Source organism: Jatrophihabitans sp. GAS493, assembly GCF_900230215.1.
Taxonomy (GTDB): Bacteria; Actinomycetota; Actinomycetes; order Mycobacteriales; family Jatrophihabitantaceae; genus MT45.
Map to the genome: position 1 here is coordinate 3,564,166 of NZ_LT907982.1, position 13,263 is coordinate 3,577,428.

Sequence of the window (13,263 nt, forward strand, 5' to 3'; positions counted from 1 at the left end):
GGCAGGCACGAAACGCGCTCCACATACGAGTGCAACATACTTCACGTCGCACTCACTCCACAGATTACCAGTCGGACGGATCAGTTCGCGCCACAGGCCGTGCAGCTGGCCGGCTCAGGACGGCTCAGCGCTGAGGATTTCCCGGGTCTGCCGCACGTCGGCGTGCATCTGGGTCACTAGTTCCTCGATCGATTCGTACTTCTCCATGCCGCGCAGGTGCTCGACGAATTCGACCCCCAGTTGATCGCCGTAGAGATCTCCTGCGAAATCCAGGACAAATGCCTCTATTCGCCGATTCTGTACCTCAAATGTGGGGTTCGTTCCGACCGAGATGGCCGCCGTTCCCAGTGGCGCGCCGGGAACGGTGCGGCCACGCTCATCCAGGCGCACCACCCGGCCCGCGTAGACCCCGTCGGCCGGTAGCGCCGTATACGGGGCAACCCGAAGATTTGCCGTCGGGAAGCCGAGTTCGCGCCCGCGCTGATCGCCCCGCTCGACGATTCCGTCTACCCGATGCGGCCGGCCGAGGGCACGGGCGGCGGCCCGCACGTCGCCGGCCTCGACACACGAGCGGACGTAGGTGGCGCTGATCGGTCCCTGATCCTCGGTCAGCAGTGCGGCCGCGGCGGTGGTGAAGCCGAAGGTCCGCCCCAGCCCGGCCAGCGTCTCGATGGTGCCGGCCGCTTTGTGTCCGAAGCGGAAGTTCTCACCGACGATGACGCCGGAGGCATGCAGCGACTCGACGAGCGTGTTGTGCACGAATTCGGCCGGCGGCAGCTTGGAGAACTCAAGGGTGAACGGCAGCCCGAAGAAGACGTCGATCCCGAGGTCGGAGACCAGTTCCGCCCGCCGGGCGAGGGTGGTCAGGGCCGGCGGATGCGAGCCTGGGCGAACCACCTCGGAGGGATGGGGAACGAAGGTCATGAGCACGCTCGGGACACCGCGTTCGGCGGCGAGCTTCACGGCCTCACCGATGATCTGTGCGTGGCCACGGTGCACCCCGTCGAATACACCGATGGTCGCCACGCAGCGACCCCAGCCGGTGGGGATTTCAGAGACGCTATGCCAACGCTGCACGCTGCCAGCCTACTGGCGTCGCCCCCGGGCGCCGACATCCGCGCAGTCGACCGGGCCGAAGCGGGCGGCCGATGTCTCAGCCGCGAGCGTTGAAGACGAGGACCGGCTGGGCCCGGCCCTTCATCTCGCGTAGCAGCCCGGAGACGGTGTCGTCGGGCGCGGTGACCGCGTACGTCCCCTCGATGCCTGCCGGCTCGATGGACTGCCCGTAGGTGAGGGTGGTCGCCTGCTGCTCGGTAATCGGACGCACCGGGAAGGCCAGCTCGACCGCCTGCCGCAGCGGTAGCGTCACCGGGTCGGCCAACTCGGCCAACTCAGCCAGCGTCTGGGCATCGTCAAGGGTGAAGGGACCGACCCGGGTGCGCCGCAGCGCGGTGAGGTGGCCGCCGACGCCGAGCGCCCGCCCGAGGTCACGGGCCAGCGCACGGATGTAGGTGCCCGAACTGCACTCGACCTCGACCTGCACGTCGAGCAGATGCCCGGCCGGCCGCGTATAGGAGAGCGCGGTGAAGCGTGACACGGTCACCGGCCGAACAGGCAGTTCGACCGCCTCTCCGTCTCGGACCCGCTTGTAGGCGCGTTCACCGTTGACTTTGATCGCCGACACCGCCGACGGGGCCTGCATGATGTCACCGCGCAATGGTGCGAGCGCTGCCTCGACGTCGACCTCACTGACCCTCGATGCGTCCCCCCGGTCGAGTAGCTCGCCCTGGGCATCGTCGGTGATCGTCGACTCCCCCAGCCGGATGGTGGCCGTGTAGGCCTTGTCGGCGAGCACGAGGTGATGCAGCAACCGGGTTGCCTTCTCGATACCCAGCACCAGCACCCCGGTCGCCATCGGATCGAGAGTTCCTGCGTGGCCGACCCGCCGGGTGTGTGCGAGCTTGCGCATCCGGGCCACGACGTCGTGGGACGTGCAATCGGAATCCTTGTCGACGATGACCAGCCCAGAGGTCGCGTCGCTGTCGCGCTTAGCCATCGATCGACCGATTTCGGTTGCCATTCATGCCGGTTCTCCTGTTCCCGTGATCAGCCAGCGGTCGGTGCGTACCCGAAGCAGCATCCCGACCAGCCGGACCAGGATGAACATGGTCAGGCCGAACCACACTCCACCGATCCCCCAGTTCCAACGCAGCGACGCCAGCGCCAGCGGGGTGAAGAAGCCAACTGCGGCGATCAGCGTCAAGGTCCGCATGAACCCAACGTCTCCGGCACCGATGAGCACGCCGTCGAGCGCGAACACCAGCCCAGCCGCCGGAAGCATACCGACGAACCAGGGCCAGAGCAGATGCACCTGATGCAGCACCGCGGGATCGGTCGTGAAGAGGGCGGGTATGGCGAACCATCCGGCGGCCATCAGCGCGGCGAAGCCGCAGCCGGCGATCAGGCCGTATCGGCCGACCTGCCAGGCCGTTCGCCGGGCCAGGGCTGCGGCCGAAGCGCCGAGCGCCGCCCCCACCAGCGACTGCGCGGCGATGGCGAAGGAGTCCAGTACCAACGCGCTGAATTCCCACAATTGCAGGCCGATCTGATGCGCGGCAATCTGAGCTGTACCCATTCTGGCCGCCACCGCGGCGGCGCTCAGAAAGGCGATCTGAAACCCGATCGATCGCACCAGTAGGTCGCGACCGAGCGCGGTCTGCAGGCGCATCACTCGCCACTCGGGTCTGGTCGAGGCGGCGCTGGAACGGAGCGCGCGGAGGAAGAGCAGCGCCCCGATCACCTGGGCGGTGACGTTTGCGATGGCTGAGCCGCGCAGCCCCAACCCGACCGGATAGACCAGAATCGGGCAGAGAATCGCTGACACGGCGTTGGCGATCAACACGATACGAACCGGTTGCCGTGTCTCCTGCACACCGCGCATCCAGCCGTTTCCGGCCAGCACCAGGAGCACTCCCGGCAGGCCCAACACAGCGATTCGAAACCAGGATTCGGCCGCGTCGGCGACGGCGGCGTCGTGGCGGCTGCCGGCCAGCAGCAGCACCGCCGGATGGGCCAGCAACTCCCCCACCACGACCGCGCCGCAACCGATGATGATCGCCAGCCAGGAAGCCTGGACGCCTTCGTTGACCGCGGCGGCCCGATCCCCGGCTCCGAACCAACGGGCGGCACGGGCGGTGGTGCCGTACTCGACGAACATGCCGAGCAAGAGGGCCAGGCCCATGAGCGCGCCGCCGATCCCCAGCGCCGCCAGTTGCTCACTACCTAGATGCCCGACGACCGAGGTGTCCACGAGAAGGTAGAGCGGCTCGGCGGCGAGGACGACAAACGCCGACGCCGACAGCGACAGCAACCGGCGGGTGGAGACCCCAGTCGCCGCCTCGCTGCCGCTCATAGCGGTCGGTACATGATGAGCAGGTCCACGAAGCCCGCCGCCGGGTGACGAAACCCGCCCGGAATGACACCGACGGTGCTGAAGCCGAGATCGAGGTACAGCGCGATCGCGTGAACATTGGTGGCGGCGACGGCGTTGAACTGCATGCCGTGATAGCCGAGCTCGCAAGCGCGCTCGAGACTATGAGTTACCAGCTGCCGCCCCACTCCGTGGCGGCGGGCCCCGGTCGCCACCATGTACGACCCGTTGGCCACATGCGAGCCTGGCCCCTGCTGGTTCGGTGAGATTCGATAGATCCCCAGCGGCGTCGGCGAACCGCGATCTTCCGCGATCCACACCTCGCCGGAGCCGAGCCAGGCCCGCTCCGCGGACGGGGAGTCGGTCGCCGGGTCGTAGGTATACGTATCACCGGCGGCGACCACGCCCGACCAGATCGGCCAGATCGCCGGCCAGTCAGAGGCCCCTGCGCGCCGCAGCTGAACTGAGCTCATTCTTCGTCGTCGACGACTTCCCGAGGCTTGCGATACGGATCGGCGTCACCGGCATAGCTGGCACCCATCCGCGCCCGGTCCAACTCGGCGTCGGCTTGGGCGGCGACCGTCAGCAGGTCGTCGATGTGTTTGGCCGTCTCCGGAACGGCATCCAGGATGAAGGTCAGGGTGGGGGTGAACCGCACGCCGGTCAGGCGTCCAACCTCGGTACGCATGACGCCCTTGGCCGACTCCAGCGCCATCGCCGACTCCCGCTGAGCATCCTCATCGCCGAACACGGTGTAAAACACGGTGGCATCGTGGAGATCGCCGGTCATTCGGACGTCGGTGATGGTGACCATACCAAGGCGTGGATCCTTGATCTGTGTCTCCACGAAGGTAGCGACGATCTGCTTGATTCGCCCCGCGAGGCGTCGTGCCCGACCCTGGTCAACCATCGTTCTTCCTTTCAGTCCAGATCATCATCGTCGAGAATCCGGTGTCGCGCCTGCAATATTTCCACCTCGGGAAACGAGGCGAGGAGGCGTTCGCAGTTCTCCAGAACCTCTCGCACGTGCGCGTGCTCACCCGCCACCACAGCCACTGACACCTCGGCTCGACGGTGCAGTTCCTGGTCGCCGGTCTCGGCCGCCGCCACATCGAAACGCTTGCGCAGCTGGCTGATGATCGGGCGAAGCACGGAGCGCTTCTCCTTCAGCGAATGAACATCACCGAGTAGCAGATCGAAGGTTAATGTTCCGACTACCACGTGACGCCCTCCTGCTCACGGACGGACCGGCCGTGTCCGTGCCGGCCGCTGGGATGCAACGGCCGGCACGGTTCACAGAGCGATCTGGCTCAGCTGCGCGCCTTCTCCTGTAGTTCGAACGTCTCGATGACGTCTTCGGGCTTGATGTCGTTGAACGACCCAAGACCGATACCGCACTCGAAACCGTCGCGGACTTCGGTCGCGTCGTCCTTGAACCGGCGCAGCGACTCCACCGTGAGGTTGTCGGCCACGACGACGCCGTCACGGATGAGACGCGCCTTGCTGTTGCGTCGGATCGTGCCCGAGCGGACCAACGAACCGGCCACGTTGCCGATCTTCGGCACCCGGAAGACCTCCCGGACCTCGGCCGTGCCGAGCTGCACTTCGTGGTACTCGGGCTTGAGCATGCCCTTGAGCGCAGCCTCGATCTCGTCAATCGCCTGGTAAATGACGGTGTAGTAGCGAATGTCGACGCCCTCACGGTCAGCGAGCTCACCGGCCTTGCCGGCCGGCCGGACGTTGAAGCCGATGATGACGGCATCCGAGGCGATCGCCAGGTTGACGTCGTTCTCGTTGATGGCACCGACGCCGCGACCGATCACCCGCAGTGAGACCTCGTCGGCGGTGTCGCCGATGTCGATCCCGACCAGGGCATCTTCGAGTGCCTCGACGGAACCGGAGACGTCACCCTTGATGATGAGGTTGAGCTGCTGCACCTCACCGGCGGCCAGTGCCTTGTCGAGGTCGTCGAGCGAGACTCGACGACGGGTCGAGGCCAGCTGGGCGTTCCGCTCGCGAGCGGCTCGGCGGTCGGCGATCTGACGGGCGATCCGGTCTTCCTCAACGACGAGGAAGGAGTCACCGGCACCCGGCACGGAGGTCAGACCCAGAACCTGGATCGGACGCGACGGGCCAGCGAAGTCCAGCGTCTCACCGTGCTCGTCGAGCATCGCCCGGACCCGGCCGAAGGCGTCACCGGCGACGACCGAGTCACCCACGCGCAGCGTTCCGCGCTGGACGAGCAGGGTGGCCACCGGGCCACGACCGCGATCCAGGCGGGCCTCGATCACGATGCCCTGAGCATCCTGATCGGGGTTGGCCCGTAGGTCGAGCGACGCATCCGCGGTCAGCAGCACTCCTTCGAGGAGACCGTCGATGTTCAACCCGGCCCGCGCGGAGACGTCGATGAACATGGTGTCGCCGCCATACTCCTCAGCGACCAGACCGTATTCGGTGAGCTGCTGCCGAACCTTCTGCGGGTTCGCGCCTTCCTTGTCGATCTTGTTCACGGCGACCACGATCGGGGCACCAGCGGCCTGCGCGTGGTTGAGCGCTTCGATCGTCTGCGGCATGACACCGTCGTCGGCCGCCACCACCAGCACGACGATGTCAGTGGTGGAGGCACCACGGGCACGCATGGCGGTGAACGCCTCGTGACCCGGGGTGTCGATGAAGGTGATTGCTCGCTCAGTGCCCTCGTGCTCGACGTGCACCTGGTAGGCACCGATGTGCTGGGTAATGCCGCCGGCCTCGTCCTCGATGACGTTGGTCTTGCGAATCGCATCGAGAAGACGCGTCTTTCCATGGTCGACGTGGCCCATCACCGTGACGACCGGCGGCCGGGCGACGATGAGATCGTCCGCACCCTCGTCCTCACCGAAGGTGAGGTCGAAGGACTCGAGAAGCTCACGGTCCTCGTCCTCCGGGCTGACGACCTGGATCACGTAGTTCAACTCGGCGCCGAGCAACTGCAGCGTCTCTTCGTTGACCGACTGGGTAGCGGTCACCATCTCACCGAGGTGGAAGAGGACCGTCACCAGCGCAGCTGGGTTTCCGTCGATCTTCTCGGCAAAATCGGTGAGCGAGGCGCCGCGCGGAAGGCGCAGCACCTCTCCACTGCCACGGGGAACCTGCACGCCGCCCAGCGAGGGCGCCTGCATGTTGTCGAACTCCTGGCGACGCTGCTTCTTGCTCTTGCGCCCACGGGCCGGACGACCACCCTGGCGACCGAACGCGCCGGCGGTACCAGCGCCGCGACCGCGACCACCCGGTCCACCGGGACGTCCACCGCCGCCGCCACCGCCACCGGGGCCGCCACCGGGACCGCCGCGGAAACCGCCGCCACCAGGCGCGCCACCGGGCGCTCCGCCCGGAGCACCGGCACCGCCGCGGTAGTTACCGCCGCCGCCACCGGGACCACCGGAACCGGGACGACCGGCACCAGCCGGACCACCCGGACGACCGGCGCCGGGAGCGCCGGGGCGACCCGGACCACCCGGACCGCCGGGACGCTGACCACCGAAGCCACCCGGACCGGGGGCACCGGCACCGCGGCCGGGCATTGAGCCTGGACTCGGGCGCGGCGGCATCATGCCCGGGTTCGGACGGGGCCCGCCGGAACCGGCGCTGCCGCCGGGACGAGCGGCCGGGCGCGGCGGCATACCGGGCGTGGGCGCGGCGCCGGCCGGGCGCGGCGCAGCTGGACGGGTGCTGGGTGAACTACCCCCCACACCGAAGGGGTTATTGCCGACTCTGGGGCCGGGGCGCGGGCCGGCGGCCGGACGAGCGGAGGGAGCCTCGGCGACCGGAGCCGCCTCGGCGGCGACGGGCGCCGGTGCCGGTGCAGCGGGTGCCTCCGGCGCGGCCGGAGCTGGGGCAGCAGCCTCGAACGCCGGTGCGGGAACGACCGGAGCCGTCTCGACGACGACCGGAGCGGCCGGGGCGGGAGCGGGCGTCGGAGGGGCCGACACCGCGGCCTCGACCGGAGCCGGGGCTGGTGCCGGGACGGCCTTCTTAGCCGGAGCCTTCTTCGCCGGTGCGGCGACAGCGTCCGGGAATGCCTCCCGAACGCGGCGGGCTACAGGTGGCTCGATCGTGGAGGATGCACTCTTGACGAATTCGCCGATCTCGCCGAGCTTGGCGAGAACATCTTTGCTGGTAACTCCGAGCTCTTTTGCGAGCGCGGACACGCGGGTCTTGCCGGTCACTGGACTCCTTTAGTAGGGACCGGACGGCAGAGCCGCGCGATCCCGTTAGATGGGGAACTTACTCATTGCTGGCGCTTCATCGAGTGCCCATAGCTTCGTTGCTCACTTTCGCGAGACGATCTGACGGCCGCCACGAACGTTTGCCGGGCGGGGTGTAGCCGGTGTTGCAAATTCAGTGCTTCTCTGCAGCGGGTACCTCGACAGCGTCATGGCTGATGCTGTCGACGTACTCATTCACAGACCTGCTGTCGATGATTCCGCTCAGGCGCAGGGCCCGACCGAATGCACGACGCCGGTCCGCGAGAGCAACGCACTCCGCGGTGGGGTGCACCCATGCACCTCGTCCGGGGAGACGGTGACGCGGATCGACGACGACGAGCTGGACAGCCGGATTCGCGGCGGAACTCGAGGACGCCAGCCCTGCGACAACGCGTAGCAGACCAGCGGTCTCCGAACGAGAACGACACCCGACGCAGGTTCGGATCGGCTGTGACGTCACGGCGACATCACTGGGATATCCTCCGCGAACCTCGAGCCGAACCGAGCCAATCTGAGCACTACAGCGCGTCAGGGCCACCGACGAGCGGAGGACCGTTGTACAGCTTACTCCTCGCGGTCGGGCGTGTCGTCGCCCTGATCATCGTGCCCACGGTCGCCGGAGCGCGCCGCTGGCGTAGCGGCGGCCTCGGAGTCGCTGTGGATGTCGATTCGAGCGCCGGTCAGACGCGCGGCGAGGCGGGCGTTCTGCCCCTCCCGGCCGATCGCCAGCGACAGTTGATAGTCGGCCACGACCACACGAACCGCCTGAGTGGCCTCGTCGACGATCTCGCTGCTGATGGCGTTCGCCGGTGACAACGCGTTGCCGACGTAGACGGCCGGGTCGGCATTCCAGTCGATGATGTCGATCTTCTCGCCGTGCAACTCGGCGACCACGTTGCGAACCCGCTGCCCCATCGGGCCGATGCAGGCCCCCTTGGCGTTGAGCCCGACCACGTCGGTGCGAACGGAGATTTTGCTGCGGTGACCGGCCTCCCGGGCGACCGCGACGATCTCGACGCTCTCGTCGGCGATCTCCGGCACTTCGAGCGAGAAGAGCTTGCGGACGAGGTTCGGATGCGTGCGGCTGAGCGTGACCTGGGGCCCTCGCATTCCCCGAGTCACCCCTACGACGTAGCACTTGAGTCGGGTGCCGTGGCTGTAGTCCTCGCCCGGAACCTGCTCGGACTGCGGGAGGATCGCCTCCAGCTTTCCGATGTCGACCAGCACCATGCCCTTGGTGGCGGCCTGCGCATCGGCCTGAATGACTCCGGTCACGATGTCACCCTCGCGGCCCGAGAACTCACCGAAGGTCAGATCGTGTTCGGCGTCCCGCAGGCGCTGAATGATGACCTGCCGGGCCGTCGCCGCGGCGACCCGCCCGAAATCGAGCGGCGTGTCGTCGTACTCCTCCTCGATGGAGCCATCCGGGCCGAGATCCTGGGCCCAGACCGTGACGTCACCGCTCTTGCGGTCGATGTCGACCCGGGCATGCGGCATGGAGTGGGGGGTGTGCCGGTAAGCGGTCAGCAGTGCCGTCTCCAGCGCCAGCATGATCGTCTCGAAGGGGATCTCCTTCTCCCGTTCGATGCTGCGCAGAGCGGCGATATCAACGTTGACCATCAGTCTTCCTCAGTTTCGTCGTGCTCTGTTTCGTCGTGCTCTGTTTCGTCGTGTTCTGTCTCGTCGTCGGCCAGGTCGTCGCTGTGCTCTGCACCAATGTCGCTGTGCTCTGCATCAAGATCGTCCGCGTCCGACCCGACGTTGTCCAGATCAGCGGCCGCGCCCCGATTGAATTCGACCTGAACCCGTCCCGGACCGAGATCGCCCCAGCTCAACGAGCGCGTGGAACCGTCACAGAGCAACTCGACTCCCCCGCTCCCGGCGCTGCTTACCCGGCCCACGAGTTCGGTTCCGTCCACCGTCACCTTCACCAGCCGGCCGGCAGCCCGGCGCCAGTGCCGCGGTTCGGTGAGCGGGCGGTCGACGCCGGGCGAGGTCACCTCGAGCACGAACGGCTCGTTGAATTGACCGCCGGCCGATGTGTCGTCGTCCAGGGCGTCGGACAGAAGTCGGCTGACCGAGGCGATCGCGTCCAGATCGATTCCACCGTCGGCATCGACGACGACGCGCACCAGGCTGCGTCGTCCGACGGACTTCACCGTCAGTTCCTCGAGGTCATACCCGGCCTCAGCCACGACGGGAGACAGAACCTCCCGCAGTTGATCGCGAACCTTCGCCGACCGTGCATCGGGTGGGCCAGCCTTCGCTGCTGACATCACAACGCTCCCTCGGGTGTGCAGTTGTACAGGACTAACACCGGCCACCGGCCCAGCACCGGTGACGATTGGCATTGAGCTTATGCGACTCTGCGACACTGTTGAACGAGATGACCGACATTTCCCCGCCGCCGGACCCCGAGAGGTCGGACGCAGCGCCGGTTCTGGAGCCGGGGCCAACGCCTGCCGGGCGGGTCACCCGTCGCTGGATCCTCGGTTCGACCGCGCTGCTGGTAGCCACCGCAGCCGGGGTAGCGGCCGGGCTGCGGCAACCGTTCGGCGGGTCGAATCCCTTTGATCGCCATGTCTCGCTGCCTGCCCCGCCGCCTTCGCTGGTGAGCGCGGCCGCCCGGGAGGCACAGCTGGTCGCCTCGCTTTCAGCGGCCCGAACTGCCTCGCCATCGGACTCCAGGCTGGCCCAGCTGCTGGCCGATCACCGGGCCCATGCGTCGGCGCTGGCCGGCGTACTGGCCCAATACTCGCCGGCCGAGCCCACGCCGAGCGCCGAACCGGCCGTGACCGGTACCGACGACGCGGCACTGCGAGCGCAGGAGGAGGCCGCGCAGTTGGCGGCTGCGCAGGAGTCTGCCGTGCTCGACGGCGAGTCGGCCGCTCTCCTGGCGAGCATCTCGGCCTGCGAGGCGAGCCACGTCGAGATACTTGGCGCCGCGAATGTCTAGCTCGCGAGGCGGCGCCCGATGACCGTGACTGAGAGTCTGCAGTCGCTGCTGGCCGCCGAACACGCCGCTGTCTTCGGCTATCGCCGTCTCGGGCCGCACGTCACCGACTCCTCAGGCCGGGAGCTGGCCCGCAGCTGTGAGGCGGCCCACCGGGCAGTTCGCGACGAGCTGACCGCCGCGTTACTCGCGGCCGGGGAGGTGCCGGTTCGACCGCTGGCCGACTACCCGCTGGCCGAGCCGCTGGCCGGCCCGCTAGCTGCGCCTCAAGCTGCGGTAAGTCTTGAGCAATCCTGCGCCGTAGCAGCCCGTCTGCTGCTGCTGAGCGCCGCGACGCCAACTGCAGCCCCGACAGCGACGCAGTTGAAGCGGCTGCGGGTGACGGCGCAGAGCGAGCTGAGCGACAGTGCGGTACGGGCCACCCGATGGCGGATTCGCTACGAACCCCACCAGGCGACGGTGGCATTCCCCGGCATCGGGTAACGCGTCAGAAGAGAATCGTCGTGAGCGTCGCGACCGCTCGCATACCCAGCCGGTCATAGAGGCGGCGGGCCGGGATATTGAAGTCGTTGACGTACAGGCTCGCGCTCGGGGCCAGCTTCAGCGCGTACTGGACGACACCAGCCATCGCCGCCCCGGAGATGCCGTGCCCGCGCAGGTCAGGCCGTACCCAGACCCCCTGAATCTGACACGTCTCGGCTGAGACCGCGGCGAGTTCGGCTTTGAAGATCACCTGCCGGTTGGCGTCGGTCAGGACCAGCGCCCGTCCGGCCGCGATCAACGAGGCGAGCCGCTCGCGGTAGGCGGCCCGGGTCATATGCAGGAACGGCGACAGTCCGAGCTCTTCAGTAAACATGGCCGCAGCCGCGGGGAGGTAGTTGTCAAGGTCCGCGATGACAGCCGGGCGCAGTGCTGCATCGACGAGTTCCGCGTCCACCGACGTCACGACGAGCAGGGGTTGCTGCTGACGGATCAGGCGCGGGCGCGCCCAAGCAGCGGCGAGGATGCTCCACAGCGGGGTCAGGACCTCACGACGCCCCACGACGGCCGAGCAGATTCGAGGATGTTCGGCCAGATGGTGGGCGAGCGGGGCGATCGCCCGCTCGTCCGTGCCGAACGGCATGAGGTTGCCTCCGTTGAAGCACCCGCCAACCAGCCGGCCCCCGATCTCCACGCCGATCAGAGAGCCGGCGAGCCCGGCGCCGTCGAGGTCGCTGACCTCGCGTAGCCGAGCCCCGACCACCGCGTTCACGATCGGGTCGGCGGCCACGAGTCCCTGGACGTCGTCCAGATCCGAGTTACCCAGCAACCGGACCCGCACCTTTGGCGGAGTGCGGGTCGACACCGAGACGTCGGGTCGGGTGATTGTCACGCCAGCGACACTACCGGCGCTTGTGCCAGATCGCGGCGCGCCGCGATCGACTGGCGAGGCTGATCGACCGGGGATCGGCGGCGGAACGGGTGGAACTGGGTCTAGGAGACGGCGACCGAAGGCGGCCCGGAACCGACGCCGGCCGCGCTCATCTCCTCGGCCATTCGCATCGCTTCTTCGATCAGAGTCTCGACGATCTGCGACTCCGGCACTGTCTTGATGACCTCACCACGGACGAAGATCTGCCCCTTGCCGTTGCCGGAGGCGACGCCCAGATCCGCTTCGCGCGCCTCACCGGGGCCATTCACGACACAGCCCATGACGGCTACCCGCAGCGGAACCTCAATCCCCTCCAGCCCGGCGGTCACCCGCTCGGCCAGTGTGTAAACGTCGACCTGAGCCCGACCACACGATGGACAGGAGACGATCTCCAGACGCCGCTGGCGCAGGTTGAGCGACTCGAGGATGGCCAGGCCAACCTTCACCTCCTCCACCGGCGGAGCCGAGAGCGAGACGCGGATCGTATCGCCGATTCCGCGCGACAACAGCGCACCGAAGGCGACCGACGACTTGATCGTCCCCTGGAACGCCGGTCCGGCCTCTGTGACTCCAAGATGCAGCGGGTAGTCGCAACGTTCGGAGAGCAGTTCGTAGGCCTTGACCATCACGACCGGGTCATTGTGCTTCACCGAGATCTTGAAGTCCCGGAAGTCGTGTTCCTCGAAGAGAGCCGCCTCGTTCAGGGCCGACTCGACGAGCGCCTCGGGCGTCGCTTTTCCGTACTTCGCCAACAGTCGCTTGTCCAACGAACCGGCGTTGACGCCGATACGCAGTGAGGTTCCGGTGGCGGTGGCGGCCCGGGCGATCTCGGCGATCTTGTCGTCGAATGCCTTTATGTTTCCCGGGTTTACCCGCACCGCAGCGCAGCCGGCGTCGATGGCGGCGAAGACGTACTTGGGCTGGAAGTGAATGTCGGCGATCACCGGGATCTGACTGTGCTTGGCAATCTCCGGTAGGGCATCGGCGTCGTCCTGGGAGGGAACGGCCACCCGGACGATGTCGCAGCCAGTGGCGGTGAGCGCCGCGATCTGCTGAAGGGTCGCGTTGACGTCAGAGGTCAGGGTCGTCGTCATCGACTGCACCGAGATCTGCGCGTCACCACCGACGGCCACCGAACCGACCTGGATCTTGCGGGTCTTGCGGCGAGGGGTGAGAACTGGCGGCGGTCCGGCGGGCATTCCAAGAGAAACAGTCACGGGTT

General features: G+C 67.6%; 14 protein-coding genes. 2 read left to right on the forward strand and 12 right to left on the reverse strand.

Features of this window, described 5'->3' with window-relative positions; all coding sequences use genetic code 11:
- Positions 1–114: 114 nt before the first annotated feature.
- The 10 genes from CPH63_RS16545 to rimP form a co-directional block, all read right to left on the reverse strand.
- On the reverse strand, positions 115–1,077 hold the full coding sequence (locus CPH63_RS16545) for a bifunctional riboflavin kinase/FAD synthetase (RefSeq protein WP_096303928.1): 963 nt from the start codon (positions 1,075–1,077) through the stop codon (positions 115–117).
- 76 nt (positions 1,078–1,153) lie between these two features.
- The gene (gene truB, locus CPH63_RS16550) at positions 1,154–2,080 is read right to left on the reverse strand and encodes a tRNA pseudouridine(55) synthase TruB (protein WP_241895703.1); all 927 of its coding nucleotides are present in this window, start codon (positions 2,078–2,080) and stop codon (positions 1,154–1,156) included.
- Positions 2,081–3,412, reverse strand: coding sequence for an MATE family efflux transporter (locus tag CPH63_RS16555; RefSeq protein ID WP_096303929.1), 1,332 nt, complete (start codon positions 3,410–3,412; stop codon positions 2,081–2,083).
- Complete coding sequence (locus CPH63_RS16560; protein ID WP_096303930.1) at positions 3,409–3,903, reverse strand: GNAT family N-acetyltransferase; 495 nt, start codon at positions 3,901–3,903, stop codon at positions 3,409–3,411. The genes CPH63_RS16555 and CPH63_RS16560 overlap by 4 nt, the downstream gene beginning before the upstream one ends.
- Positions 3,900–4,340: a 30S ribosome-binding factor RbfA gene (gene rbfA / locus CPH63_RS16565; protein WP_096303931.1), complete on the reverse strand. Its 441-nt coding sequence runs from the start codon at positions 4,338–4,340 to the stop codon at positions 3,900–3,902. The genes CPH63_RS16560 and rbfA overlap by 4 nt, the downstream gene beginning before the upstream one ends.
- 11 nt (positions 4,341–4,351) lie before the next feature.
- Positions 4,352–4,651: a DUF503 domain-containing protein gene (locus CPH63_RS16570; protein ID WP_096303932.1), complete on the reverse strand. Its 300-nt coding sequence runs from the start codon at positions 4,649–4,651 to the stop codon at positions 4,352–4,354.
- 89 nt (positions 4,652–4,740) lie between these two features.
- Positions 4,741–7,638, reverse strand: coding sequence for a translation initiation factor IF-2 (gene infB / locus CPH63_RS16575; RefSeq protein WP_096303933.1), 2,898 nt, complete (start codon positions 7,636–7,638; stop codon positions 4,741–4,743).
- Positions 7,639–7,810: 172 nt separating this feature from the next.
- Positions 7,811–8,215, reverse strand: a complete 405-nt coding sequence (locus CPH63_RS23785; RefSeq protein WP_371363325.1) for a YlxR family protein — start codon at positions 8,213–8,215, stop codon at positions 7,811–7,813.
- 26 nt (positions 8,216–8,241) lie between these two features.
- Positions 8,242–9,297 carry a transcription termination factor NusA gene (gene nusA / locus CPH63_RS16585; RefSeq protein ID WP_096303934.1) on the reverse strand — a complete coding sequence of 352 codons (1,056 nt, stop codon included), beginning with the start codon at positions 9,295–9,297 and terminating at the stop codon, positions 8,242–8,244.
- On the reverse strand, positions 9,297–9,953 hold the full coding sequence (gene rimP / locus CPH63_RS16590) for a ribosome maturation factor RimP (protein WP_096303935.1): 657 nt from the start codon (positions 9,951–9,953) through the stop codon (positions 9,297–9,299). The genes nusA and rimP overlap by 1 nt, the downstream gene beginning before the upstream one ends.
- Positions 9,954–10,063: 110 nt before the next feature.
- On the opposite strand from rimP, the gene CPH63_RS16595 reads away from it, so the two are divergent.
- Both CPH63_RS16595 and CPH63_RS16600 read left to right on the forward strand, forming a co-directional pair.
- On the forward strand, positions 10,064–10,633 hold the full coding sequence (locus tag CPH63_RS16595) for a hypothetical protein (protein ID WP_096303936.1): 570 nt from the start codon (positions 10,064–10,066) through the stop codon (positions 10,631–10,633).
- Positions 10,634–10,651: 18 nt separating this feature from the next.
- A complete protein-coding gene (locus CPH63_RS16600) occupies positions 10,652–11,113 on the forward strand; it encodes a DUF4439 domain-containing protein (protein WP_096303937.1) in 462 nt (153 codons plus the stop codon).
- Positions 11,114–11,117: 4 nt separating this feature from the next.
- Here CPH63_RS16600 and CPH63_RS16605 read toward each other — a convergent pair whose 3' ends face one another.
- A complete protein-coding gene (locus tag CPH63_RS16605; RefSeq protein ID WP_096303938.1) occupies positions 11,118–12,002 on the reverse strand; it encodes a DUF4081 domain-containing GNAT family N-acetyltransferase in 885 nt (294 codons plus the stop codon).
- Between the two features lie 101 nt (positions 12,003–12,103).
- Positions 12,104–13,258, reverse strand: a complete 1,155-nt coding sequence (gene ispG, locus CPH63_RS16610) for a flavodoxin-dependent (E)-4-hydroxy-3-methylbut-2-enyl-diphosphate synthase (RefSeq protein ID WP_096303939.1) — start codon at positions 13,256–13,258, stop codon at positions 12,104–12,106.
- Positions 13,259–13,263 lie beyond the last annotated feature (5 nt).